The following is a 25,425-nucleotide window of genomic DNA, read 5'->3' as shown; positions in this document are numbered from 1 at the left end:
ACGCATGAGGATGAAAAGCAAGCACCTCCAGCAAAAGGCAAACAGACCGCCGAGGGATCAGCAGTCTGCCGTCTTCCTATTATGGTTAATGTCATGCGACACTGCCCCTCGCAAGGGGGAAGCTTGTTATCGCGAGGATTCCGTGACAGCTCGTGCATAGGCCAAAATATCATCCAGGCTCTTCTCCATTTCAATTCCAGGACGCCAGCCCAGTTCTGACAATGACGGAGAGCGTACAGTCTCACTTTTGGGGGGAGCGGGGGCGTTGTCAGTCTCACTGCCCCACTGCACAGGTACGCTGCCGCGAGCTTTACATAACAGCCGCTCTGCAACCTCGCCCAAAGTCCACTCCTGCTCTCCGGTTACAGGATATACTTCTCCCGGTGCACCGGATAACAGCAGCTTCTCATAAGCTGAAACCGCGTCTCTGACGTCCAGAAATCGACGAACTGCTCCTCTGGAGGAGATGGTAAACGGAGCCTTACCTTCCATAGTACCAAGCTCGCAGCGGGCAATATGCTTTGCCAGCAGCATGCAAAAGCCTGTGGATTCCCCAGGACCGATTAGATTCGAAGGCTCAGCGATCATCACAGGCAGATGATATAAGGCGGACCAGGCCTCTGCGACCCAGCTTCCTACGCTCTTGCTAAGGCTGTAAGGATGCGGCACAGAACGGGCTCCCTGGGCAGGATCCACTCCCAGCCTGGAGCCCGCCAGCAGCAGCCTGCCGTCCGGCCTGAATTCACGCATCGCCTCCATGAGATATACCGGGGCCATCACATTGGCTTCCATATGCGCAGCCGGATCGCGCCAGGAATCCGGCACTGCATTCCTACCGGCTACATGCAGAACATAATGAGGTCTGATCCTGTCAATCAGCTGGCGGACCTGCTCCCGGTCAGTCAGCTCACACTCTGCCGCCTTCACGCCCGGAAGAAGCGAAGCCGGCGGAGTCTTGCGCACTGCCGCTGTAACGGCCCAGCCGAGGTCATGGAAATGCTGACACGCATGCCTGCCGGTAAAGCCTGAAGCCCCGGTCACCAACAGGGCAGGCTTCAACCCCTTTGCTGCCATTGCCGCAGCTCCCTCAGCATGTCAGGATACGAAGGGAGAGCATACTCCACGTCTTCCCGAGTTGAGATCAGCGTTCGATCCTGTACCATGGCATCGTCAGGCTCGATGAGGGTATCTTCTTTGTTCCATAGATCCTTGAACAGCTGCAGCAGCTCATACTTGCTAAGCGGCTCGGGATGAGCCAGGTGGATTAAGCCTCCAAGGTCTGAGCTGATGAAATGGTGAATCGCTTTGGCCAGCTCCAGCGTGGTGACTCCGTTCCACCAGACGTTCCGATATCCGGAAACCTTGCCCTCCTGCCGCATAAACCATTCGAACAGACCAATGCCACCGGAGCGGATTTCCGGTCCAATGATGGAGGTCCGAATCGTGAGGTGCTCCGGATGCGAGACCTCTCCCAGCGCCTTCGTCAGGGCATAGACGGAGGTACCGTCCGGGGTATCCTTTTCCTGGTATCCTCCCCGGCTGCCCGAGAATACACAATCCGTGCTAATATGAATCAGGCGCGCCGAAATGGCATCTGCCATATGACGCAGGCGGTGGGGCAGAAATCCGTTAATATGGTAGGCGTTAATTTTGTCCTGCTCTGCGAACTGGTTCAGTACGCCGACCGCATTGATGATAACCTCCGGCGAGACAGCGCGAACGATGTGCTCCACCGCGCCGATATCTCCCGCATCCAGCAGCAGGCCGTCCTCACTCCTGCGGTCCCGTGTCGTGTAAAACACATGATGGCCGTGCCTGCGGAAATAATCCACAAGCACATGGCCAGCCATGCCATTCCCTCCCAGCACCAGCATTTTCATGACAAAAATCCTCCGCGCTGCAAAATGTCCCGAATTTCCTGCTTGCTCATCAGATTAAATTCCGAGCTAAAGCTCTTGAACGCAACCTTCGGCTTGCTGGCATAATGAGACTGAATGCCGGGAATATCCAGTGTCGGAAGGATGACCAAATACTGATCATCATAGGCTACGGTTGTCAGGCTCTCGAAATCGCTCATCAGTATTTCGTGAATTTTCTCCCCTGGACGCACTCCTGTCTCTACCAGCTTGATGCCCTGCTTCTGGGAATGCTCAATCAGCACCTCGGCTAAATCCGAAATTTTACACGTCGGCATCATCATCACGAAAATTTCTCCGCCAACGCTTTCGATCGAAGCCTTGAACAGCAGGGAGATGGCGTCCTTCAGCGTCAGGAAGAATCTCGTCATCCCAAGATCGGTAATGCGGATCTGCCCCTTCTGGTTAATCTGGTTAATAAACAGATGCACCACACTGCCATTCGTGCCAAGCACATTCCCGCCCCGGACGCATACGAATTTCGTGTCCGGACTGAGCAGGTTGGCATACACGATCAGCTTTTCGCCGATCGCCTTGGTCATACCGTAGAAGTTGGAAGGATTCGCGGCCTTATCTGTCGAGATATAGATGACCTTTTTCACTTTATTCTCAATGGCGGCCTCGATCACGTGCTGCGTGCCGACCACATTCGTCTTCAGCGCCTCATACGGGTGTTCTTCACATACCGGCACATGCTTGAGCGCCGCCAGATGGAACACATAATCGACGCCCTGACAGGCGGCGCTTAACGCCTCCTTATCCCGGATATCTCCAATCCGAAAGGTCAGCCGCTGGTCCTCGAATTCACGGTCCATTGCGACCTGAGTCGCCTCGCTTCTGGAGAATACGATAATCTGCTTCGGATTTTGCGGCAGCAGCTGGCTGATCAATTCATGTCCCCAAGAGCCTGTGCCGCCCGTAACCAGAATACGTTGATTATTAAACATTCACTTTCCCTCCAACCACATATTTTACGACGGTGTGCGACACATGCTCCGTCAAATACCCTTCCGGACAAACCCAATCCGGCTTCAGCTCTGTCATCAGCTTCACCGCATCATGGATACGGTCTGCATCTACACCGGAGACGATGTTGCTGCCGCAGTCTACCGTCTCGGGACGCTCTGTCGTCCGCCTAACCGTTACGGTAGGCACGTGCAGAATGCAGCATTCCTCCTGAACGGTACCGCTGTCGGTAATCGCGCATCTGGCATCCTGCTCCAGACGGACAAAATCGAAAAATCCGAACGGCTCATGAAACTCCACCAGCGGGTGCATGACTGTGCCGGCCGCCTTCAGCCTGGAGGCTGTACGGGGATGAAGGCTGCAAATCAACCGCTGTCCGTACGTCTCGGCTACCCGGTTCAAGCCGGCCAAAATTTCACGCAGCGGCTCGGGGCGGTCCACATTTTCGGACCGGTGCACGGTGACCAGGAAATATTGCTTTGGCGTCAGGGACAGCCTCTGCAGCACCTGGCTCTCCTGAATATGCTTCTCGTAATGCTTCATCACTTCATAGATTGGATTGCCGGTCAAGACGATCCGCTGGCTGGGAACACCCTCGCGCAGCAAATGCTTTCGGCTATACTCGGTGTAAGGCATATTAATTGAAGAAACGGCATCAATAACCTTCCGGTTCTTCTCTTCCGGCACGTTCAAATCGAAGCAGCGATTCCCGGCTTCCATATGCACAACGGGATACCCCATCCGTTCCGCCAGAACGGCGCACAGTGCACTGTTCGTATCTCCCAGTAGCAGCACAGTGTCCGGCTGCTCCGCCTCCAGAATTTCTTCCATTCGGCTGAACATCAGAGACAGCTGACCTCCCAGCGAGGCCTGGCGGTCCTGAAGCACGTAGTCCGGATTTCGAAGACCAAGCTCCGAGAAGAACACCTGGCTCAGACCTGCGGTGAAATTCTGACCGGTATGAACGAGCACATGACGCTCTGCAAAACGGTCCAATAGAGGAATAATCAAGCTCAGCCGGATAATTTCAGGCCGGGTTCCTAGAATCGTTAAGACTTTCATCTGCGGGTGTGCTCCTTATCATCGTAGTCCGGGGCTGACCCATGGACAGCGCCCGGCTTCAGCCGCGCCTTAGCCTGCTTCGCTTGTCTGTCCGCGACAAGCTTTTGTGCCGGCTGCGCGTCCGGCTGGGGGCTGCAGTCAACCGGCGGCGACGGGCTTTGGCACGTACACGAAGCGACCTCCGGCTCCTGCCTCGTTTGACCGGCACCGCTCGCGCGCTGCTTTTTCTTCGTTCGGCCCCCTTCTGGAAGCCTAGAGGTCTCTCCAGCACCCAGCGGCTGATAAGCTCCTGCAGCCGCATGCGGTACATTTGCGGACCGAATATACCCAGGACATTGCCCCGGCTGCTTTCTCCTAAAGCCCGGCACGATGCGGCATCCTCCAGCAGACCTTGCACCGCATCCGCCAGTGCGCCGGGATTTCCCGGCTCGGCCAGCAGCGCCGGGCTCCCTGCCGCCTCCAGCAGCTCCTTTAACCCGCCGTGGGCATAAGCAACGACCGGCTTGCCATGTACCATACCCTCCAGAGCAGTCAGTCCAAAGCCTTCCGGCACCCGGCTTGGCACCACAAGAATATCGAGGGCGCTGTACACCGGCTCTAACTGCTCCTGACTGCCTGTGATCAGAAAACGCTCCGCAGCGCCAGCCTCGGTTATCCGGGCCTGGAGCTGAGCATAGTACTCCTCCTGCAATACGCTGCCGACAATCCAGAACCTGGCTTGCGGGTTACGCTCCTTCAAAGCGATTCCCATCTCGACGAAATCCGCGATCCCTTTATTCGGAACGAGAAAGGAAGAGACGACACCGATCAGCGGCATCCCGGCATCTACGCCGAGTGCAGCGCGCCGTTGCTCCCGAAGCTCAGTCCAGGCTGCAGGCTGCAGCTCCTCTTCATTCCAGGAAGGGTACAGCACGAAGCACTTGGAGCTTCGTACAGGCTCACTAAAGCACTGGACCACGGATTGAGAGATCCCGAGAATCCAGTCGCTAAAGGTATCAATGAGCGCTGCCGATTCCTGCAGAAATCCGTTATCCATCATCACCTCGTTCAGCTTCCAGATGACCGGGATGCCCAGTGCCTTTCCGGCAGCTGCCGGAAGGTAATGAACACAGGTATTGGTCAGAATAAGATCTGGCGCTTCCTTCGCCATCCAGCGGACCAGCCTCCGGTAGACCGGCTTTGTTCTCATCCGCCGGGCCTCCTCTTTCAATTGCGGCGAAGGCGTATACACGCTGTACAGCAGTGGAAGGGGCCAGATTCTAACAGGAACGCCAGACTCCCGGGCCAAGGCGGTGAGACGCCCCTCTCCCGGAGCCACCAGCACACAGTCAAAGTACGGCAGCAATTCCCGGCAAAAAAACAGCAGCAGCTTTTCCGCACCGGTAATGCTGTCAGGATTGGATAAGTGAGAAAACAATAGCAGCTTCGGCTTTGAGCTCATAACCATCCATCACACTCTGCCGCTTGCGATACTCGCGCAGGGTGCGAACTTCACCTCCTCCGGACCCAGTTGGTACAATATATTACGAGGACAGCGGCGGTGTAACGACGCTTGTTCCCCTCCATTCAACCATTTCAGGCGGCGACAGCTTCATGTCGCCGGCTACGCAAAAATCACCGACAGCATCCGTTCCAGCCGGTGGGCGTACGTATGCTCTTTCAGCGTCCGCTCCAGTCCCCGCAGCGCGATTTCTTTGCGAAGCGGCTCGTTGGCCACATAATAGGCGATTTTCTCCAGCAGCTCAGCCGGAGACCGAAAGGTATCCATCTCCACGCCGGGCGTGTAGAAGCTGGCCAGATCCTCCCGCTCATCACAGAGCTGAAGCGTTCCGCAGGCGCCGATTTCAAAGGTTCGCGGATTGGGAGAAGCTGCCTGAATCCGGCTGGTATTCTGGTTGATGGCAGCATCATCAAAAGCCCGGTGCAGATTCACGACGATCTTGGCACTGTTGTAGACGTCTGCGGTCTCCGCCGGTCCCATCCATTTATTCATTTCAATCCTTGTGCCATATCGACTGTAGCCCGGAAGCCGTTCCCACCAGTTCCCGTTAATGTGCATATCAAATTTCATCAGCTCCTCCATAATCGGACTGAAAAATTCAATCCGCTTCGGGTAGGCCGTCCCGATAAAGCTCACCTGCCTGCGGAAGGCAGTCGGCTTTGGAACCGGGCGGTAATGACCGGGATAAGCGGCAAACGGAAGGTAGGCAACCCGCGGGCAGCCCAGATTTTGATAGTAAGCCACACAATTTTTTTCTAAGGTAAATACGTAATCATAATGCATGACCCAGCCTGCCGACATATCTGCATAGTAGGGATCATCCGTCATCCATACGGCGGTAGGGATGCCCATGCTGCGAACCTGGTCTACCTGATCCGTCGGTAAAAACATCCCGTCCAGCACAATCATCACATCCGGCCGGCATCCGGCCGCTGCGGAAGCGACATCCGCTCTGGAATCCGAGAGGGTAACCTGCCGGACCATGCTCTGCAGGGTCGCAAACACTGCTTCATCAATCGGCGAATACGGATAGCCTTTACCGGACGCAACATACAGCACGTGGACGTCCCGCATTGCCGGCGTAAAGTGGCTGCGCTGCGTGTACGCCTGCTGCTTGCCTCGAAAATATCCTTCCTCATAGCCCTCGCGCTGCCCCGCCTCCCGGCCCTGAAGATAGGCTAGAGCTCCCGGAGGCTGCGGGGAAGGCATTTTGTTACGCATGATCACCACTCTCCCTCTTTCCTGAAGGTTTCAACTCATGGCTGCACAGCCTGCGCCAGAATCTCCAGAAGCTGAGGCAGCCTGTGCTTATACGTGTGCCGGGACCAGGTCGTCCGGAGCCCGCGTACTGCAATATCCAGCCGCTCCTGCTCCCGGGATAAATAATGCTCCAGCTTGTGCTGCAGCTCTCTAGCATCGCGGAACGTCTCGATGTCCACGCCCGGCTCGTAATAGTGATACAAATCCTCGCGGATATCGGTGAGCTGCAGTGTTCCACAAGCGCTGATCTCAAAGGTCCGAGGATTAATGGACCTGCCCGGCAGACCCAGGCTGTTCCGGTTATCGTCTCCGATCCCTGCAGGCCGGTGAAGATTGATGACAATTTTCGCGCCATTATAATACTTTGCCGTTTCCGCTGGTGGAATGAATCCGCTTTTTATACAGGGGGACAGCTGTTTGTAACGCGTCAATCGCTCCCAGAACCCGCCGATAATGCGGACTTTTTTGCCGGATAAATACGGGGCCAGCTCATCAAACAGCGCAGCCCGGTTACGAAAGGCATTGCCGATAAAGCAAATATCAGACTGATAGTCCGCCCCTGCCGGGATCGGGGCAAAGATGCCGGGATGCACCGCCAGCGGCATATAGTGCACCCGCTCCGCGCCTAATGAACGATACAGCTCGGCACAGCTCAGCTCGTGGGTGAACACCAGATCATAGTGCCGGCACAGCACAGACGTCTCCTCCGTAAAATAAGGATCATCCACAAACCACACAGCGGTTGTGATGCCAAGAGAGGAGACCTCCTCCAGCTGCATCGTCCAGTCCTTCGGAAACACATGCAGCCCGTTCATGACCAGAATGACGTCCGGTCTTTCCTTGCGGGCAGCCTCCAGCATGCCCTCCGGACTCACCTGAATCCATTCTCTCACCATCGTGCTGAGAGCGGCTTCGATGCCGGCATCAATCGACTCAAAGCCTTGGGGAATGTACATGAGCTTTAGATCCAGCTGAGGCGATGCCGGGTCGGGAATCCGGTCTGTAACCGCCCGGCACAAGCCCAGCCGGTATCCTTCCAGAAAGCCCTCCCTATAATGCTGCTTCCTCCGGTCTGCTTGCTTGAGTCTCTGCTTCATCCGCTTCACCCTGCTTCATTGAATTCCTATACCAAAACGGTTCCATAAACTATATGCCGGCAGGACGGATGCATCATGGACGGATGTCCACAGCCGCCGGAAATTGGCGGATGCCCGCTTCTGCGGAGCCCGCAAGCAGCAAAAAAAGAGCCGGGGAAGACTTTCCGCACAGCTCTTTACGTTCAAAAAAGCAATTTTTATACCTTCAGCCCGTCTTCATAGCCCTTGGCAAATCCGGAGTTAAAGCCTTCATCATAGGCCTGGGCATAGCCGGTTGCATAAGTCGGGTTGAACGTCAGTCGGCTGAGTCTCTGCTTGACCGACTTGCTTCCCGGCCTCCTGCGGGCCTTACGGCGCAGCTTGGCACGGACGATCGACTTTTTAACAGCCAAGGTCCGTCTGACCTTCTTACTGCGCAAGGTCCCTGGTACACTGCGGCGGGACGGGGTTCGCCGTCCCGGCTTTCTCGCCCGGCCCGGACGCGCAGATCGGGATGTCTTCATGCCGTTACCTCCTACCCTGTGGTCTGGTTTCCCGCCCGGCAATGCTGGCCAGCCAGACAGGAGCAGGTGCGCCCTCCTTCACCCGGTTAAAGGAGATCCCTGTCAGCATCTGAGACATGACTTCCTGATATTGGGTCAGCAGGCGAATATTCTCCGCAAGCTTCTTCACCGTCACATCGGAGAAGGAAGCCGATTCGGCAATCTGCTCCAGCATGTGGGCCAGCGCATGCTGACTGCGGGCGATTGAAGCGACGAGCTCCGCCTTGGCCTCCTGCTCCCGACGCGTTGAACGGCTCATTTCTGTGCATCCCCGAAATCAAAGCCTTCAAAGCCGGAGGCCTCCGAATCCTCGTCTCCTGCCTGCAGCACTGCTCTGAGGTTCCGGCACAGACCGGAGCTGATCCGCGTCAGGCCCTCGATCTGCTCTACAATCTGCTCATGGATCGCCAGCGGCTCCTGCAGGGTATCCACATTTCCGCCGTAAGTAATGACCCACTGCTTCACTTTCTCCGCTTCCACCGCTTTGCCCGCCAAAATGAGCGCTGTCTCCCGCTGGATGGACACTGCGGCATCCAGCATCCGCATCAAAGAATCATTTCTGCTCATATACGCCTCCGCTTGACTGCCTTGTGCCTTGGTATGCCTGCCTGGATTATTCCTCGCTGTCCCCGCCCCGCAGCTCCTTCATGACCATCTCCAAATGATCCGCCGCCGCCTGCTGAAAATCAGCCATCACGTTCAAATAGGCTGCAATGCTGCCATTGACCTGCTGGATCTGTTGAATAAAGCCTTCTGCGGCATCATCGCTTTCCCGGCTCCCGGGCTTCCCTTCATTTCCGGCGACTCCAGACCGAGCACTCCAGTCATCCGGCATACCATGTACCACTTGAGCCATCCGCACGGCGGCATGGCGCTGGGCCTCCAGGATCCGCGCCATTTGCTGCTGCGAATGGGACAGATGGTTCATAAGCTCGTCAATCTTCTGCTCCATGCAGGCACCTCCCATCTATGGACAATAGCACCGGTACGGTATGGTACGGGTTTCTCGTTTAACATATGCACGACGGGCAGAACCGGTTCCGAACTCAGTCTTACAGCGTCACATTTTTCATCTTCAACGAAGCCTCCGCCAGGGATTCAAACGTGCCGGCATCACACCACCACTGTGTCAGCACATCATACTCAAGCCTGCCTTCACCCGCATACAGATTGTTCACATCGGTAATTTCCAGCTCTCCGCGCGCCGAGGGATGGATGCGTTCAATCCATTGGAACACCGCATCATCGTACATGTAAATCCCTGTCACGGCATATTGACTTTGCGGCTGCTGCGGCTTCTCTTCAATCCGGTCAATCTTCGAGCTCTGCTCTGCATTGAAGACAGGAACCCCATAACGATGCGGGTCTTTTACCGGACTGAGCAGCACGCGTGCGCTGCCTGCCGGCTGCTTGTTGAAGTTTCGAAGATAGGGCTGCAGATCATCCAGAAACAGGTTATCTCCCAGCAGCATCACAAATTTTTCCCCCGGCAAAATAAAGCCCTTTGCCAGCTCCAGCGCCTCGGCAATGCCGCCGGCCTGCTCCTGAACTCGGTAGGTCAAGCGCACTCCATGCTTGAGTCCATTCTCAAAATATTCAGCGTATAATCCCAGTGATCTAGCGCCTGTAATGAGCAGTACCTCTGTAATGCCTGCAAGGCGGAGTCGGTCGATGCCATAGGCAATCATCGGATACCGGCCTACCGGCAAGAGGTGCTTGTTCATCAGCTTCGTCAAAGGCGCAAGCCGGGTGCCGTTTCCGCCAGCCAGCAGCACTCCCTTCATCTTCACCATCGCCTCCATCAGGTTATGAATGTGCGGGGATCACAGCCCCATTTTTGTATAAACCGCTTCCGGTTCCGGGCAATTAAAGCCCGCATTCCCCGGGGGTAACGCCGCCGAAAGCTGGCGCTTCCCTCATGATGCACGAGAACATCTCCGGCCAGAATCAGGCGGTAGCCCTTCTTTCGCGCTCTGTAGCAGTAATCGTCATCTTCATAATGGCCTGGTGAGAAGCCTTCATCGAGCAGGCCAATGCTCTGTGCAACCTCCCGTTTGAACAAAAAGCATAATCCGACAATCCGCTGCACTTCGCGCCACCGCGCGGGATTACTCCGGTTGTGGCGCTCTGCCTCTACAAGAAAGCCCTCGCGGTTCTTATAGCTTACCTTCACCTGCTGGATGCCGCTCGCATAATTAGTGACCGGACCGGCGATGCCATATTCGGGCCGGCTGTATAAGGCCTGCGTCAGCAGAGACAGCCAGCGCGGGGAGACAAGAACGTCGTTATTGAGCAGCAGCAGCGAGTCGCCCCGGGCAGCGCGCAGCCCATAATTGCAAGCGGCGGGGAAGCCCAGATTCTGCGGCAGTGAGATCAGGAAGAGCCCCTCCTGTAAGCAATATTCACAGGTGCCGTCCCGGGAGCCATTGTCAACCACAATGATCTCATAGGCTGTGTCGGTATATGTCCGAATATGCTCTACACAAGAGCGCAGCAGCTCCAGGCCATTGAAGGTAGGAATAATTATGCTCGTCAAGCGGGTTATACTGCTCATCGGCGGTTCCTCCTGGCGGCGAGCACTTTGCGGGAAGGCGGCGCTAGGGTTAGCGACGGACCGAGTCTTTCCATCATGCTGCCCAGCGCCTCCAGATAGTCACCGATGAGGATCTCCTCTGCAAGGGAGGACTCAGACATGTCCATGTCCATGCCCTTCTCTGATTCTTTTGTGGACTCCGGTGCCAGCGGGGCAGCGCTGACAGCCCTGATCTTCAGTCCCCCGGCCAAAGCCGATCCATGCGCCTTGGCCGGGGTCGCGAGACGGAAGCTTCCCATACACTGAATGGCCCGCCGGCTGAGCGCGTGCGGCAGCTCAGTAAGCGAGCTGGCATTCAGATCCTCCCGACCCATGATCCGGTTCAGAAAGCTTCGGACACGCATTTCCCGGCTTTGATGCTTGAAAGCCGGAAGCCGCCCGGAAAGATCCTGAAGCACAACATCCGTACCTTGGCTGCAGGCCTCTATATAAAGGGCCAGCTCCTCTTCCGTCACGATCCGATCTCCGGGCATGAACATGACAATCTCTCCTGTGCTGACCTCCGCACCCAAGACATGTGCTGCCCCCGCAGACAAGATGTCCGGCTGATTAATCACAATAGCCCCTTTACAGGAACGGGCGTGTTCGAAGGCTTGGGATTGACTTTCGTCCAGCACAATAATGACCTCATGCAGTGACATGGAGAGGAGGCTCTCCACCACTTCCGGTGCGTAAATCATTCCGTTTCCTACGCCCACCACGGCAGAGACCCTGCGGTCCTCCTGCAGCTTTCGCTGCTCTATAGGAAGCTTGAGCGCCTTGCCAGGCGGCCGCCTGCGAGCACAGCTTCTTCTGCTCCTTGCCTCTCTTCCTTTCGAAGGATGCAGCATCTCAGCAGCTCTTTTCAACCTCGATTTACGTTTGTGGCTTCTGGATTTCATGTTCATGTGACCACCTCAGTTCGGGCTTTTTCCTCTCTAGCGGCGGCATCTAAGGAAACTGGAAAGCCTCCCCGGCAGCCCTTGCTCCGAAAGAGTTTCTGTAAGGCTTCCAGATGATCACTCAGCACGAGCGCTTCCAGCGGATCACGGCCCTGAACCCGCCGAGGGTTCATTCTTCCAACCTCAACCCGGTGCACCCGCTGCACCTGAAGCCCGGACATCATGGCAGCAGCCTGGGCACGGGGAGGCACCGAAAGGGCTGGCGCGGTAATGATTTCAAGTGCTTTTCGGCTAAGTGCATGCGGAACCGCCGTCATAGAAGCTCCGGCAAGCTCTGGCCGCCCCAGTGCAATGTTCAGCACGTGCTTTGCCAGAATGACACGGTGCACGGGCTGCCGCTCTACCGGACCCTCATAGTCATTCAGGGCGACATCCACCCCGGTAGTGACAGCCTCTACGAAACGGCGCAGATCCCGGGACGGAATTACCATATCTCCATCGATAAATAACAGGACCTCCCCCCGCGCAGCCCCCGCACCGACGCTTCGCCCTACATCATGCCCCAGCGGGGTTCGAAACGTCAGCACCCTTGCCCCTGACGCCCGGGCGATTCTCGCCGTATGATCACTGCAGCCGTTGGCAACCACAATGATTTCTGTGTCACGGTGCACCTTTGCAGCTTCCCTGATGACTCTCGCAATGGTCGCAGACTCATTCATCGCTGGAATGATGACCGATACATACGGCCTCTGAGCAGCAACCGTGTCGTCTTTCTTATGCCAAAGCTGCAGAGGCGCTTTGCGGCTTCCCCATCGCTTTACCATCTACATCCCTCTTTTTATGATGCGACATTTCATCTATCTTATGGTATGTCAGCAATGCAGCGCGGACACGGCTCCTATACCCGCTGCATCAGCTGCGCCCAGCGTGCGGCCGTCAGATCCCAGCGGAATTGGCGATGGCAACGCGCAAGCCCTGCTGCTCCCATACTTGCCCGCAGTGACTCATCGCCCAGAAGCCGGTTGATTGGAGCTACAAGCCCCCAGGGCAGGCTCTCGGGCGGAACCAGCAGCCCGCTGACGCCGTCCTCTACAACCTCAGGTATACCTCCGGCCGCCGCCGCTACAATCGGGAGAGCTGTTGCCATAGCCTCCACATTAACCAGACCAAAGGCTTCCCGGGTAGAGGAGGGGACCACCATTACGTCACCCAGGGTGTACCAATGAACCAGAGCCGGAAACGGAACATAGGGCTGAAATGTGATCCAGGGAGCCACAGGCCGTGCGATCTGCTTCAGCCTCCGTACATAAGCGGTTTCGCGGTCGGAGCTATAGCCTGCACTGCCGATAATGAGGACATGTACATCCGGATGCACCGCAATAATGCCCGGCAGGGCCTCGATAATATGATGAACGCCCTTCTCCGGAATCAGTCGCCCGACAAAGAGAAGAATCTTCTTTCCCTCCCAGCCCCGCTGCGCCAGCTGCAGACCTCGCAGCGCTTCAACCGCCGGCGTAAACCGCGGCGTGAAGTCCTCTGGCCTGACGCCAAGGTGATTGACTATAATTTCCGGCGGCATTCGCCTAAAACCGGCTTCAATAAACTGTTTGAGATATCGGCTGTTCACGATAATGCAGTCCGCTTGACCCAGTGCAGCCTCGAACTGCCCCGGCTTCAGGCTGGGGGGGCGAATGAAGGTGTTGGAATGGAGATTCAGGACCATCTTGACACCCGGAAGCCTGGCCTTCAGCTTCTGTAGTATAAAGGGGCGATTGTTGACCTCCACCACCTCTGGCCTCCAGGACGTCAGGCCTCGAACCAAGGATTTATGATAGGAAGCAGCCGGCAGCCGGATGCAAGGAACTCCATGCACGTATCCTTTTAAGGAAAGCCCTCTTCCTCCGGTTCCATAGATACGGATGTCCAGGTCCTGACGGGCAAGCGGAACCACCTGTTCAATAACCCGTTCCACCGAGCTGCTTCTTGCTGAAGGAATGACGAAGGAACCCGGTGTAATGACCGCGACTTTTCTCATCCCACAGCCTCCTTTCCTATTGCATATGGTACCGCTCTGCTGCATGTCAAAGTGAAAAGATAGGCCCGTGGAATCCGGCACCCGTCCATCCCGAAGGGGCTTATCTCCCATACAATACAAGGAGAATACACCGAATTGATCAGGAGGGAGGCTGGTCCATGAAGCCGCAATATGTCGGTATACTGCTCAACAGCTCAGCGTATCTCGGAATTCCGGAAGGGTCTACAGGGACGGAATCTATCCCCTGCTACGAAGAAGCGGCCGCAGACCTGGGTCTTATCCCGTGCTTTTTCCGGATTACGGACATTGCGCTGGACACGCGAACCGTACTTGCCTGGACGCCTGGTCATTCAGGCTATGTACAGACAACCGTTCCGCTGCCGAAAGTGATTCACAACCGATCTATACTGCAGCGGCCAACCCATAAAAAAATCATTGAGCACTTGATCACGTCAGGCATCTATGTCTTTAACGCCTATAATCGCTATGGAAAGGATCTTGTGCATCACATGCTGGCAGAGCAGCCGGAAACCCTGTCCTTGCTGCCCCATACAGCCCCTGCCCGCCCTAGCTCCATTGCGCTAATGTTGAAGAAGCACCGCGATGTGATTGTAAAGCCCTGCAGCGGCAGCGTCGGACTTGGCATTATGCGGCTGCAGCGCGGCCGGCAGCATGACCGGTTTACCTATTCCACGTCCTCGCCGTCTGCAGCCGCTTGGCGTAGCGCCCCTGCCCGGCATGGACGCCTTCCAGCCCTGCTGCGCCGCCGAATTTCCCGGCAGCCCTTTCTCGTCCAGGAACGCATTCCGCTGGCAAGGTACGGCGGCAATCCCTATGACATCCGGATTACGGTTCAGCGGGGGGCGCAGGGGACCTGGGAGGTCACCGGCATGTTCGCCAGAACTACACCGCAAGGAACCTTTGTCTCAAACATTGCCCAAGGGGGCATTCCGCTTCCTATAGAAGGAGTGCTTAGAGATTCGTTCCCTGCCATTCCCGCCTGCCAGCTGGTGGAGCGGCTGGAGCACTTCGGTCTCCGGATTGCCGCAGCGCTGTCGCGCCATATGCTATACGCCGCCGATTTTGGCATTGACGCAGGCCTTACGTCCGACGGACGCCTATTCTTTATAGAATGCAACGGCAGGGATCAGCGTTACGGATTTCAAAAAGCCGGAATGACTGAGGTATGGAAGGAGACCTACCGCAAGCCGATGGCCTTTGCCCGCTATCTGCTGAAGCACAGGGCATGGCCGGAAGATGATTTCCGCTAAGTACAAATATGGCCGTATCAGGATCTCTTTCCTGATACGGCCATATTTATAGTCATCTTCGCTCTGCGGACGATTCTGTCTAGATGACGAAAGTGAAACGTCAGCAGTTTATTGATCGGCATCCGGTTCTTCATCCCGTTCTCCGTAGATCTCCATTTTCTCTGTGCTTTGCTTATAAACCGCAGCCAGTACCTTCTCATAAGCAGTTTCAAAAGCCTCCGGCAGCCGAGGCTTCAGCTCATCGAGCAGAGGCAGGCTCTTGAAAAGCGCCTGAGCCTCTTCCTCTGTCAAGCCTATTGGATACATCGCAAAATGCCCGATAAAGGTATATCCCTTTCCCCGTCCCATGTGCATGATCGGTATATGCATACTACTCAGAGCATCCATGTCCCTGTAGATCGTTCTTTCGCTGGTTCCACAGCGTTCAGCAAGCTCCCGGGCCAGTATGCCCGGCCTTGCCTGGACAAGCGTAATGATTTTCATGAGTCGGATCAGTCGGTCTGTCATATCTATTCTCCCTATCTTTCTAGTTAATTAGACTTAGTGAGTAAGTCTTTTGCTCTAGTCAATTCTACCTTTAGTAACCATTTTCCTTCTTCACCGACTATTTTATATAGAACTTTTTACCTGTATAATATAATCTATTTTTAATACAAAAGTCCCTTAATTGCAAACTTTTCCCGTTCAATAGTCCCTAGGCCTGAAGTGAAACCGCATACGTTTCGCTCCATTGCCGGGCAAGCGCATACATCCATTCCGCTTCTTTAAGCAGCTCTGCATCGTTCCAGCGAAGCGCACAGAGCAGCATTTCATCAGCCCGCCTGCAGATCAAATCCTCGCCTTGACGGGCTTTCCCCCGCTCGAACAGCTTGAACGCGCGCTCTAGCAGAAGCGGGTTCTGCAGCATTCGAAGATATTTATCAACCTTTGTATCCATCGCGGGAACCAAGACGGACGTATGGTTGCTGAACTGCAGGTGCAGACGCACCGCAGGCGTCATCACCTGCACCCAATAATCATCACGATAGCTCCAATACAGCTGCAGCACGGAATGCTGGCCGGAAGCCCTGCCCTCCAGCTGCAGCTGGAGGATGGCCTGCCTTTTCAAGTCATTTCGAAGAGAGCCGACCGCCATCACAGCGTAATCACGGTCCACCCATTGCAGCGGAGATCCCAAAGCTGTGATGAGCTGGACACCGCGATCAAGCTTGATATGAAGCTGAAGATTGGTCAGCCCTTTGCCCGCGCCTCTGCTTCTGCTCATGCCTGACTGCTCCTGAAGCCCCCATTCTGCCAGTAAATAAAGCGGATAAAATCCGCCGGCTGCTATATGCTCTCTACTCCATTTATAATCTGTATACAAGCCAGACTGCACTTTCTCCACCTCTTTCCTCTTCTTTTAATACTGTACCAAGACGCATCGACAGCTTTCTGTCACGGAACATTTGTTCCTACGCCACTTTTTACACTAGTGTTCCATTTCTCCCGAATTCTTCCCGTCGTTGACTCCCAATAAAAAAGAATACTGTAGATATATACGCACCCTCTACTCGATCGGATTAGCTTTTGCTTGGTGAAAATCAGGCATTAAAAAGCCCGGGAGAACCTCCCGGGCCGTAATTGCGCTTATTCCGTTGTAAACGGCTTGGTTACATTGCAGCTTTCGGCTGCAGTGCAGCGGTGTAGCTGCTTTTGTCTACCGGAGCATATGTCGTCTTGTCGATCCACAAGCCGCTGCCTACCGGCTTTCCGTTCACGGTAATCATAATTTTCTTTACATTATTGTCATTCATGCCTGTTCATTCTCCTTTATAGGTACGGTTCTATATATTTGGATAGGTTATCTGCTTTCTTCAGAAGGCCTTGCTGGCTTGCACCTAATATACATACCCCTGGGAGCAAACACCGAAACAGGTTGCTGTGATGGTGCTCTGCTATAGAATAGGTTAATATATTGTAGAAACTTGTCGCGCATTTTAAAGGTATAATGTGGCTATCTACTTGAATTTAAGGCGGTGATCCCATGGATAAGCCCCTGTTACAGAAGCTGACCCTGGCGCTCCCACTCCTGCTGGCCGCAGGCACATGGCTCCCGGGAGCTGTCGAGCGTGCAAGCGCCAATTTTTTCACAGATGCCTATCATAATATACAGCAGTTCACCGAGCTGCCCGGCGAAATTGACGAGCTGAAGAGCAGCTATCAGCAGTCGCTTGAAGAACTCGATCAGGTGCGCGCCGACGCGGAGCTGTATCGCCAGCAGAACGAAGCGCTCGCCGAGCAGAACCGGCAGCTCAGCCTGATGGTCCAGCAGCTTCAACAGGCTGAGGACTCCAGACAGCGGGCCGAAGAAGCCCGGCAGCAGTCTGCTGCTCGAATCCGCACGACAGCCTACACCGCGGCAGGCCTGCTGGCCGGCTACTTCATTCTGACCCGGGCGCTCAGATACGGCATGCGCCGGACGAACCGCAGAGCATAAAGGAGGAGGAACGGGCGTGAAGATCCGTTTGGAGGAAACCCCCGGAGGCGGAGCCGGACAAGCCGTTACCTTTTCGCTGCAGGAGGGCGATCTGGTTCATATTTTGCACCCGGAGCAGATCATCGCTTACCGCGGACCCTCCCACGGACGCCATGACCGCCTCATGAATGTAAAGGGCATCTACCGCAAGAAAAAGCTGCTGCGGGCCGACATGAGCGGCCCCTGTCAGTTTACCGCGGCACTCCCGGCAGGCATCGGCATGAGGGAAATTCCTCTGCAGGATCAGGAGGATATGCTGTATGATTTTCGTCATGTGTTTTTCTACACGCAAGGCGTCAGCATGCAGTCCCGCTTCCTGAAGATCAAGAATATGTTCGTCACCCGGGATGCGATCAAGATGAAGTTCAGCGGGGAAGGAAGCATCGGGATTCTGACGCAGGGCCCTGTTTGCCAGGTCAAGCTGCATCCGACAGAGCCGATTTATGTCGATGCCGGCAGCATGATTGCCTATCCCGAGAATGCGCAGCTCGACCTGACCGTTTATGGCAACCATCTCGCCAGCCAGCATATGAATTATCACTGGAAGCTGACCGGGGAGGGATATGTCCTGTTTCAGGCCGGGAGGCAGAACAGCCGCCTGGCTGAAGAGATGAATGACGAGAGCGTCATCCGGAGATTTTTAAGGGAAGTCATTCCATTCGGCGGGGTATTTATCAAATAGGCGAGATCTGCTATAATACCACGAGCAAGGCTGCAATTGTAAAGACTGACCTTGCACCTAATTGAAGACAGTCCATGCCCTGGCATGGGAGAGGTTCGCGAACTCCCTCTATAAAAAACTATACAGCCTTTTTTTCCACTGCATGGAAAGGCTTGTTTTTTAATGGCTACAGTTCAAGAACTTCTCTTTCTTCCGTCCCGCCCTGGTGTTCAAGCCGGAGCTAACCTAGAAGAATGAGAGGTTTTTTTATGTTAAAGCAAGAGAAAGCGTTCGTCGTATTCAGCGGCGGACAGGATAGTACGACCTGCCTGTTCTGGGCCAAGCAGCAATTTGCAGAGGTAGAAGCGGTCACGTTTGATTACGGGCAGCGACACCGTGATGAGATAGAATGCGCCCAGAGCATTGCCCGGGAACAGAATATCAAGCATACGGTGCTTGATATGAGCCTCTTGAACCAGCTGGCTCCCAATGCGCTGACCCGGAGCGAGATCCCGATTGAGGAAGGCGACAATGGACTGCCGACTACGTTCGTGGACGGCCGGAACCACCTGTTTCTGAGCTTTGCCGCTGTGCTGGCCAAACAGAACGGTGCCCGGCACCTGGTCACCGGCGTATGCGAAACGGACTTTAGCGGTTATCCCGACTGCAGAGACAGCTTCATTAAATCGCTGAATGTAACACTCAATTTGGCCATGGATTATCCCTTTGTCATTCATACTCCGCTCATGTGGCTGGATAAGGCCGACACCTGGGGACTGGCAGATGAGATGAACGTGCTGGAATATATCCGCAATAACACCCTGACCTGCTACAACGGCATCATCGGTGATGGCTGCGGAGAGTGTCCGGCCTGCAAGCTCCGCCGCGCCGGCCTGGAGCAGTATTTGAGCCGCAGAGACCCTGGAAATCAGGGGGTGACGTCATGAAGCATCAGCCCGGAACCTTTCGGATTGTAGAGCAGCTGCAGAAATATGGCGAGGACATTGGTGCCGGACAGCTTCGCTATCACCAGAAGCGCGTTCTGGTATCCAAGGAATTCACCTTTGATGCCGCCCATCATCTCCACGCCTATGAAGGCAAGTGCAAAAATTTGCACGGCCACACGTACAAAGTCGTATTCGGCATCTCCGGTACACCGGATCAAGTCGGAATCACCGTTGATTTCGGTCAGATCAAGGATATATGGAAGACGAAGATCGAGCCATACTTGGACCATCAATATTTGAATGAAACATTGCCGCCAATGAATACTACGGCAGAGAATATGGTCGTCTGGCTGTATGAGCAGATGGCTCTTGCACTCTCGTCCCAGGCTGCCTTCCAGCAGCAGGCCATGCGCACGGAATTCGTGCGGCTGTATGAGACGCCTACCAGCTACGCCGAGGTCAGACGGGAGTGGATGGAGGATGAGTAGCATGCTGGAAGCCTATAAGAACCAGACTTCTTCGGAAGCTGTCGTCCGTCCGGTGCCCGTTCTGGAGGTGTTCGGACCTACCGTGCAGGGCGAAGGCATGGTGATCGGCCGCAAAACGATGTTTGTCCGCACCGCAGGCTGCGATTATCGCTGCTCCTGGTGTGACTCCGCCTTCACGTGGGACGGCTCTGCCAAGGACAGCATTGCCTTGTTGTCACCCGAGGATATTTGGGAAGAGCTCTACCGTCTTGGCGGAGAACGGTTCGATCATGTGACCATCTCCGGCGGCAATCCCGCACTGCTGCCGCAGCTCGGTTCCCTGGTGGATCTCCTGCACAGCCGCGGCATTACCGTTGCTTTGGAGACGCAAGGCTCGCGCTGGCAGCCATGGCTATCTGACATCGACGAGATCACCCTGTCTCCTAAGCCTCCCAGCTCTCGAATGGATACCGACTGGAATATTCTGGATGACGTTGTATCCCGATTGTCTGCGCGAGAGCCCGGCCGAAGCTTCAGCCTGAAGGTCGTCGTCTTTGATGACCGGGATTTGTCTTATGCCAAAACCGTGCATGAGCGCTATCCCAACGTCCCCTTCTATATCCAGGCCGGAAATCCGGACGTCAGCACGACGAATCAGACAGCGCATGTCGCAGATTTACTGCTCCGCTATGAACAGCTGATTGAAGCCGTAATGGCTTCTGACCGGCTGAATGATGTACGCGTGCTTCCCCAGCTGCACACGCTGGTATGGAGCAACAAACGCGGCGTATAAATCACATCTATGGGATAGAAAGAGGTAGAATGAACATGGCTGGAAGACAGCATAATGAAATGGAAGACTTGACGCTTCTGGGTAATCAGGGAACCCGGTATACCTTTGAGTACGATCCCGGGATCCTGGAAACCTTCGAGAACAAGCACCCTTACCGGGACTACATGGTTAAATTCAACTGTCCCGAATTTACAAGCCTGTGCCCGATTACAGGACAGCCGGATTTCGCAACCATATATATCAGCTATATTCCGGACATCAAAATGGTCGAGAGCAAAGCATTGAAGCTGTACCTGTTCAGCTTCCGCAACCATGGCGATTTCCATGAGGATTGCGTCAACATTATCATGAATGATCTGATTAAGCTGATGGATCCCCGCTACATTGAGGTATGGGGGAAATTCACGCCACGAGGCGGCATTTCGATCGATCCGTATTGCAACTACGGAAAGCCGGGTACCTCCTTCGAGCAGATGGCTGCCCACCGATTGATGAATCATGACATGTATCCCGAAAAAATAGACAATCGCTAAACCTTGGAAAGCTTTCTCTGGTCCGGAATACTTTCGTCCGGCAATAGACCAACATAAAGACATGGCGGTGCGGGGCTAACCTCCCTGACTCCACCATGTCTTTATGAGTTGCTTCAGATTTCACTCAGGTTGCCTCATTGGATTAACGCCCGGAGAAGGACTCCAGCATCCAGGCCTGCTTCTCTACTTCCGCCTTCATCCCAGTCAGCAGATCACCAGAGGGCTCGTCCCCCTCCTGCCCAGCTTCAACGATCCCCGCGCTCAGCTGGGCTGCAATAGTGCGAAAATCTGATGCCAGGTCTGCTGTCATCTCTTCTGCCGTCATCGGTCCGCTGTACTCCTTGACAGAAGCCAGCTGCAGGTACTGACTCATGGATGCTGCAGGAGTTCCGCCAATCGCCAGCAGCCGTTCTGCCAATTCATCCGTGTATCCAGCTGCCGCACCGTACAGCTCCTCAAACTTCTTATGCAGTGTAAAGAACTGCGGCCCTTTCACAAACCAGTGGTAAGCATGCAGCTTAACACCAAGCACACTCCAGTTCGCGAGCTGGGTGTTCAGCTGATTCTGCAATGCAGCGTTCGTACGATTCTCTTGAGTAGGGTTCATCTTCATCCCGTCCTTTATTTAAATTTAGACTTATTCTAAATCTGTATATTCATCTTAACAGATTTATTTCTATATCGCAAGCCTTTACGGCGCACTTGATATGAGGATGTGATGAAGGAGACTTTTTTATGAATGTTTGTTATACGCAGACGTCCCTACTCCGAGCATATTTCTCATCTGCTGACGCTTCGCTTTGGAGCACATGACATATAGCGTGTCACCCTCCTGAATCACGGTGCTGCCCCTGGGAGTCAGAATCTGATCCCCTCGAATGATCGCGGTAAACAGGATATCGTCCGGCAATGCCAGCTCCTGAATCTCTTTGCCAATCACACTCATATGCTTCTGCACCTGAATATGATTGATTTCAGCCTTCCCCTTGCCCAGAGCGTACAGCTCCAGCTGCGAGGACTGCAGCAGAGGATCCGGATTGACGAGCCGCAGCATCTTCGCTAATGGAGCAATGGTTGTGCCCTGAATGATAGCTGAGGTGAGCACAACGAAAAAGACAACATTAAAGAACATTTGCCCATTCGTAAATCCCGCCAGAATCGGATAGGTAGCAAGCACAATCGGAACTGCACCCCGCAGTCCCGCCCAGGCTACCAGCAGCTTCTCGCTGAAAGGAAAAGAGGTAAACAGCAGACTGGCCATAACTCCGACCGGCCGGGCGACACCAATAAGAAGCAGGGACAACAGCAGCCCTTCCCAGGCAATATCCGATAGCTGATAGGGAAATACGAGGAGGCCCAGCAGCACGAACATGACAATCTGCATCATCCAGGCGAAGCCTTGATTAAAGGCAAGAATCGTGCGGCGGTAGGTCAGCTCGGTATTACCGACAACGAGGGCCATCACATATACTGCCAGAAGTCCGCTGCTCATCACCGTCTCGGCCAGCCCGTAGGTCAGGACAGCAAAGCCCATCGCCATGACAGGATATAAGCCAGAGGAGTCAAAATTAATCCGGTTAATCACGTAGACGGACAGCATGCCAAGCAGCACTCCAACGATCATGCCGAGACCCATTTCCCGGATAAAGGACAGGACCATACCGAGAATGCCGGCCTCTGAGCCTTGAATCCATTCAATCAGAGATACCGTCAAAAATACCGCCATCGGGTCATTGCTGCCCGACTCGGCTTCCAGCGTCGCCTTGATTCTCTGCTTCAAGTTCAGTCCGCCCAGTACGGAGAATACAGCTGCCGCATCTGTAGACCCTACAATCGCGCCGATCAGCAGTCCCTCAGCAAGGGGCAGCCCCAGAATGAAGGACGCGCTGATTCCGATGACGACCGTAGTCAGAAGCACCCCTAGTGTAGCCAAAGACAATGCCGGTCCAATGACCGGCTTAATCTCTCTGAAATCCGTCTGCATCCCGCCCTGAAACAGAATAACGATCAACGCAAACACCCCGACCAGTTGGGTAATCTCCGCATCATCATAGTAGATGTAGCGGCTTAAGACCATGCCGATGACAATAAAAATGACCAGCGCCGGCATGCCGAAGCGTGAAGAAAATTTAGTCGTCAGCACACCGGTCAGCAGCAGCAGTGCCGCTGAAATAATGACGGAATCCACAAAGTTTAGCACCTGACACCCCCTCCGATCGGGTGAGCTCCGTATCTTGTCTTCGACACCCTAAAAAGGCCACCCGGAAGTATAGCTCCGGGTGGCCTTCAGCATAGAACTGGAGATATTTAGCGGCGGTCTCTGTCATTATTCAGATCATCTGCTGCCGCCGCAGCTCCTCTTTGTTCTTCTTCTGCCAGCTTGATATTCTCTGCAGAATTCGGATCCGGATTCGAAGCACCGCCATATCCGGCACCTTGTCCCTGATACAGGTTCGGATCCTGAACCGTATCCTCGGCTGCAGCAGCAACCTCAGGGTCATGGTCAAGGGTCGAGCCGGCACCGCCATATGAGGCATCTCCCAGCGAGCTGTCTCCTCCATCCCCAGCTGTGGAAGAGGCGGAGGCTTCAGCGTCTGCGCGGCCTGGTACAATACCGCTGCCGGTATGTCCAAGACTTGCATCGCGGGAAGGCTCGGGATCATCCATGCCCGTGTTCAGCCCGCCTACACCCGCATAATGATGGGCATTCAGTGTATTATTGCGGCGGAAGGTGTCATACACCCCATCCGAGCGATGATCGTCAGTATCCACAAGGACGAGAATTCGCCCTTCTTCTACGAACTCATCGTACTCCTTCGCTTCTTCTTCCGGAATACCCAGGCCGATCAAGCCGCCTACAAGTCCGCCGGCGCCCGCGCCTACGGCAGCGCCCGTCAGTGTCGCTGCAATCGGCCCTGCCGCTACGATAGGCCCGATACCGGGAATCGCTAACGCACCCAGCCCTGCCAGCAATCCCGTTACACCTCCGACGACACCGCCCGTTGCTGCGCCGGATGCAAGTCCTTCCGGTGCCTTCGTCTCCGTCTCATCGGAGATATGCTGAGCCTCATCGCGATCCTTCGCAATGACTGAAATTTCGTCTGCGCTGTATCCCTGCTGCTTTAAATCCTCAATCGCTTTTGTCGCTTCTTGTTCTGTATGAAATGCTCCAACAATTTTTTTAGACATATCGGATTACCTCCTGATTTGTGGTGCATTATTTTAGTGCTGCATATCTCTTTTATAAACGCGGGGCAAGAAGATCAAACAAAGACCTCCAATGTAAATATTTAACTTTAAAGGGATATATGATATGATCAGAAGTATGTAAAAACACTTCGTAGATAATCGCTGAGCTTCTTATTTCAGGTAAAGTTGGTGACGCTATGAAATGGCTGGAAACCTATGAAAAGGACCTGACGGAAGTGTTTGCAGCATGTGAGAAGACCATATCCCAGTTTCCTTTTCCACTCCATGAGACAGGCCTCCATTATTTGAGCAAATTCAACGTGTTTGAACAGGAAAGCGCCAAGAATTACATTTGTTATCTGCTCCCCTTCTGGCTTCAAGACTCTACCAGGCTTACCCCATCCCTGTACCGCACTTTATCCTCAGCCAACATTTTCGGCATGCTTTATTTCTTCATTCAGGATGATATTATGGACAGCTCTGCCGAGTCCGCTCCTCCTGTAAGCTTTCGTACCCAGCTGCTGCTCGCCAATCTGTTCTACAATGAATTCATGAGACTGTACCGCGGTCTGTTTCCGGCAGAGAGCCCCTTCTGGAGCTACTTTGATCTCTACCTTCGAGAATGGTGTGATGGGGTTGGGTTTGAACAGGAGGGCCGGGAATTTCACATCAATCCGCTGTATATTGCCAAGAAAGCGTCTCCTGTCAAGCTGGGGAGCACAGCCGTGCTGCTGCTGGCCGGTCAGGAGGAACAGATCCCGGAAACCTCTGACATTCTGGATGTCGTTCTGGTCACACTGCAGATGATGGATGACTGGGCTGACTGGGAACAGGATCTGGCCGATGGCAGCTATAATTGCCTGCTCTCCCTGATCCGCTCCGAGCGGCAGCTGCCCCCAGATTCCGCTCTAGGACACACCGAAGTGCAGCAGGCTGTCTATCATCAGCAGGCTCTAACCCGCTATACAGACATTGCGATCGCCAATCATCAGCGCCTGCAGGATATCCCTTCCACCCTTCCACATCTGATTGATTTCCACAGCACGCTGGTCCAGCAGCTTCATGAGGAGTCGGAAAACATCGAATCCGGTCGGCAGCTGCTGCAGCATGGAGGTCTGAATTTTATTTTGTCTACTTTATCCAAAAAGTAATAGATTTTATATCAATACCATGTTATTCTATTAAAGTAATAAATA

General features: G+C 54.5%; 29 protein-coding genes, 1 pseudogene and 1 riboswitch. Of the genes and pseudogenes, 8 read left to right on the top strand and 22 right to left on the bottom strand.

What is annotated here, in order from left to right; translation table 11 throughout:
- Nucleotides 1-126: 126 nt before the first annotated feature.
- The 16 genes from E6C60_RS05875 to E6C60_RS05800 all read right to left on the bottom strand — a co-directional run bounded on the left by E6C60_RS05875 (nt 127) and on the right by E6C60_RS05800 (nt 13,853).
- The gene (locus E6C60_RS05875; RefSeq protein ID WP_138225002.1) at nt 127-1,074 is read right to left on the bottom strand and encodes an NAD-dependent epimerase/dehydratase family protein; all 948 of its coding nucleotides are present in this window, start codon (nt 1,072-1,074) and stop codon (nt 127-129) included.
- The gene (locus E6C60_RS05870) at nt 1,056-1,880 is read right to left on the bottom strand and encodes a dTDP-4-dehydrorhamnose reductase family protein (RefSeq protein ID WP_138225000.1); all 825 of its coding nucleotides are present in this window, start codon (nt 1,878-1,880) and stop codon (nt 1,056-1,058) included. Before E6C60_RS05870 ends, E6C60_RS05875 begins: the two co-directional genes overlap by 19 nt.
- Complete coding sequence (locus E6C60_RS05865) at nt 1,877-2,863, bottom strand: polysaccharide biosynthesis protein (protein ID WP_138224997.1); 987 nt, start codon at nt 2,861-2,863, stop codon at nt 1,877-1,879. The genes E6C60_RS05870 and E6C60_RS05865 overlap by 4 nt, the downstream gene beginning before the upstream one ends.
- On the bottom strand, nt 2,856-3,944 hold the full coding sequence (gene wecB, locus E6C60_RS05860) for a non-hydrolyzing UDP-N-acetylglucosamine 2-epimerase (protein WP_138224995.1): 1,089 nt from the start codon (nt 3,942-3,944) through the stop codon (nt 2,856-2,858). Before wecB ends, E6C60_RS05865 begins: the two co-directional genes overlap by 8 nt.
- A 58-nt stretch (nt 3,945-4,002) precedes the next feature.
- Nucleotides 4,003-5,385: a glycosyltransferase family 4 protein gene (locus tag E6C60_RS05855; protein WP_217496387.1), complete on the bottom strand. Its 1,383-nt coding sequence runs from the start codon at nt 5,383-5,385 to the stop codon at nt 4,003-4,005.
- Between the two features lie 162 nt (nt 5,386-5,547).
- On the bottom strand, nt 5,548-6,666 hold the full coding sequence (locus tag E6C60_RS05850) for a CgeB family protein (protein ID WP_138224989.1): 1,119 nt from the start codon (nt 6,664-6,666) through the stop codon (nt 5,548-5,550).
- Nucleotides 6,667-6,701: 35 nt separating this feature from the next.
- A complete protein-coding gene (locus tag E6C60_RS05845; RefSeq protein WP_138224986.1) occupies nt 6,702-7,802 on the bottom strand; it encodes a CgeB family protein in 1,101 nt (366 codons plus the stop codon).
- Nucleotides 7,803-7,999: 197 nt separating this feature from the next.
- On the bottom strand, nt 8,000-8,305 hold the full coding sequence (locus tag E6C60_RS05840; protein WP_138224984.1) for a hypothetical protein: 306 nt from the start codon (nt 8,303-8,305) through the stop codon (nt 8,000-8,002).
- Nucleotides 8,306-8,309: 4 nt separating this feature from the next.
- On the bottom strand, nt 8,310-8,603 hold the full coding sequence (locus tag E6C60_RS05835) for a hypothetical protein (RefSeq protein WP_138224983.1): 294 nt from the start codon (nt 8,601-8,603) through the stop codon (nt 8,310-8,312).
- On the bottom strand, nt 8,600-8,911 hold the full coding sequence (locus E6C60_RS05830) for an alpha-helical endospore appendage domain-containing protein (RefSeq protein WP_138224982.1): 312 nt from the start codon (nt 8,909-8,911) through the stop codon (nt 8,600-8,602). The genes E6C60_RS05835 and E6C60_RS05830 overlap by 4 nt, the downstream gene beginning before the upstream one ends.
- Nucleotides 8,912-8,957: 46 nt before the next feature.
- On the bottom strand, nt 8,958-9,296 hold the full coding sequence (locus tag E6C60_RS05825; protein WP_138224980.1) for a nucleoside-diphosphate sugar epimerase: 339 nt from the start codon (nt 9,294-9,296) through the stop codon (nt 8,958-8,960).
- Between the two features lie 100 nt (nt 9,297-9,396).
- Nucleotides 9,397-10,128 (bottom strand): sugar phosphate nucleotidyltransferase, encoded by a 732-nt coding sequence (locus E6C60_RS05820; RefSeq protein WP_138227653.1) that lies wholly within the window; start codon nt 10,126-10,128, stop codon nt 9,397-9,399.
- Nucleotides 10,129-10,145: 17 nt separating this feature from the next.
- Nucleotides 10,146-10,898: a glycosyltransferase family 2 protein gene (locus E6C60_RS05815; RefSeq protein ID WP_138224978.1), complete on the bottom strand. Its 753-nt coding sequence runs from the start codon at nt 10,896-10,898 to the stop codon at nt 10,146-10,148.
- Nucleotides 10,895-11,818, bottom strand: coding sequence for a glycosyltransferase family A protein (locus tag E6C60_RS05810; protein WP_175415219.1), 924 nt, complete (start codon nt 11,816-11,818; stop codon nt 10,895-10,897). Before E6C60_RS05810 ends, E6C60_RS05815 begins: the two co-directional genes overlap by 4 nt.
- A 2-nt stretch (nt 11,819-11,820) precedes the next feature.
- Nucleotides 11,821-12,642, bottom strand: a complete 822-nt coding sequence (locus E6C60_RS05805; protein WP_138224974.1) for a glycosyltransferase family 2 protein — start codon at nt 12,640-12,642, stop codon at nt 11,821-11,823.
- 74 nt (nt 12,643-12,716) lie between these two features.
- Complete coding sequence (locus tag E6C60_RS05800) at nt 12,717-13,853, bottom strand: glycosyltransferase family 4 protein (RefSeq protein ID WP_233281162.1); 1,137 nt, start codon at nt 13,851-13,853, stop codon at nt 12,717-12,719.
- Nucleotides 13,854-14,011: 158 nt separating this feature from the next.
- On the opposite strand from E6C60_RS05800, the gene E6C60_RS05795 reads away from it, so the two are divergent.
- Nucleotides 14,012-15,124 carry a YheC/YheD family endospore coat-associated protein gene (locus tag E6C60_RS05795; protein ID WP_138224970.1) on the top strand — a complete coding sequence of 371 codons (1,113 nt, stop codon included), beginning with the start codon at nt 14,012-14,014 and terminating at the stop codon, nt 15,122-15,124.
- A gap of 108 nt (nt 15,125-15,232) precedes the next feature.
- Here the strand turns inward: E6C60_RS05795 and E6C60_RS05790 are convergent, their stop codons facing one another.
- The 3 genes from E6C60_RS05790 to E6C60_RS20860 all read right to left on the bottom strand — a co-directional run bounded on the left by E6C60_RS05790 (nt 15,233) and on the right by E6C60_RS20860 (nt 16,917).
- Entirely contained in the window at nt 15,233-15,631 is a 399-nt protein-coding gene (locus tag E6C60_RS05790; RefSeq protein ID WP_138224968.1) for a helix-turn-helix transcriptional regulator, read from the bottom strand.
- A gap of 187 nt (nt 15,632-15,818) precedes the next feature.
- Nucleotides 15,819-16,508 (bottom strand): hypothetical protein, encoded by a 690-nt coding sequence (locus E6C60_RS05785; protein WP_138224966.1) that lies wholly within the window; start codon nt 16,506-16,508, stop codon nt 15,819-15,821.
- A 265-nt stretch (nt 16,509-16,773) separates the two neighbouring features.
- Complete coding sequence (locus E6C60_RS20860; protein ID WP_175415218.1) at nt 16,774-16,917, bottom strand: hypothetical protein; 144 nt, start codon at nt 16,915-16,917, stop codon at nt 16,774-16,776.
- A gap of 230 nt (nt 16,918-17,147) precedes the next feature.
- Here E6C60_RS20860 and E6C60_RS05780 point away from each other — a divergent pair, with 230 nt between their 5' ends.
- From E6C60_RS05780 to queF, 6 genes are all read left to right on the top strand, one after another.
- Nucleotides 17,148-17,600 carry a DUF1631 domain-containing protein gene (locus E6C60_RS05780; RefSeq protein ID WP_138224964.1) on the top strand — a complete coding sequence of 151 codons (453 nt, stop codon included), beginning with the start codon at nt 17,148-17,150 and terminating at the stop codon, nt 17,598-17,600.
- A 16-nt stretch (nt 17,601-17,616) separates the two neighbouring features.
- On the top strand, nt 17,617-18,321 hold the full coding sequence (locus E6C60_RS05775; protein ID WP_138224962.1) for an AIM24 family protein: 705 nt from the start codon (nt 17,617-17,619) through the stop codon (nt 18,319-18,321).
- Between the two features lie 84 nt (nt 18,322-18,405).
- A riboswitch (PreQ1 riboswitch) is annotated at nt 18,406-18,449 on the top strand.
- Between the two features lie 120 nt (nt 18,450-18,569).
- Nucleotides 18,570-19,247 (top strand): 7-cyano-7-deazaguanine synthase QueC, encoded by a 678-nt coding sequence (queC, locus tag E6C60_RS05770; protein ID WP_138224960.1) that lies wholly within the window; start codon nt 18,570-18,572, stop codon nt 19,245-19,247.
- Entirely contained in the window at nt 19,244-19,735 is a 492-nt protein-coding gene (queD, locus tag E6C60_RS05765) for a 6-carboxytetrahydropterin synthase QueD (RefSeq protein WP_138224958.1), read from the top strand. The genes queC and queD overlap by 4 nt, the downstream gene beginning before the upstream one ends.
- On the top strand, nt 19,728-20,507 hold the full coding sequence (queE, locus tag E6C60_RS05760) for a 7-carboxy-7-deazaguanine synthase QueE (protein ID WP_138224956.1): 780 nt from the start codon (nt 19,728-19,730) through the stop codon (nt 20,505-20,507). Before queD ends, queE begins: the two co-directional genes overlap by 8 nt.
- A gap of 35 nt (nt 20,508-20,542) precedes the next feature.
- Nucleotides 20,543-21,040 (top strand): preQ(1) synthase, encoded by a 498-nt coding sequence (queF, locus tag E6C60_RS05755; protein WP_138224954.1) that lies wholly within the window; start codon nt 20,543-20,545, stop codon nt 21,038-21,040.
- 142 nt (nt 21,041-21,182) lie between these two features.
- Here the strand turns inward: queF and E6C60_RS05750 are convergent, their stop codons facing one another.
- The 3 genes and pseudogenes from E6C60_RS05750 to E6C60_RS21495 form a co-directional block, all read right to left on the bottom strand.
- A complete protein-coding gene (locus tag E6C60_RS05750; RefSeq protein WP_138224952.1) occupies nt 21,183-21,647 on the bottom strand; it encodes a Dps family protein in 465 nt (154 codons plus the stop codon).
- A gap of 126 nt (nt 21,648-21,773) precedes the next feature.
- Nucleotides 21,774-23,240: a potassium/proton antiporter gene (locus tag E6C60_RS05745; RefSeq protein WP_138224950.1), complete on the bottom strand. Its 1,467-nt coding sequence runs from the start codon at nt 23,238-23,240 to the stop codon at nt 21,774-21,776.
- A gap of 494 nt (nt 23,241-23,734) precedes the next feature.
- Nucleotides 23,735-24,229 (bottom strand): annotated as a pseudogene (locus E6C60_RS21495) (general stress protein); the annotation flags it as partial.
- A 197-nt stretch (nt 24,230-24,426) separates the two neighbouring features.
- On the opposite strand from E6C60_RS21495, the gene E6C60_RS05735 reads away from it, so the two are divergent.
- Entirely contained in the window at nt 24,427-25,380 is a 954-nt protein-coding gene (locus E6C60_RS05735) for a class 1 isoprenoid biosynthesis enzyme (protein WP_138224946.1), read from the top strand.
- Nucleotides 25,381-25,425 lie beyond the last annotated feature (45 nt).

The organism is Paenibacillus algicola (assembly GCF_005577435.1).
Lineage (GTDB): Bacteria > Bacillota > Bacilli > Paenibacillales > Paenibacillaceae > Paenibacillus_AQ > Paenibacillus_AQ algicola.
This window is presented reverse-complemented; position numbering and strand designations above follow the sequence as displayed.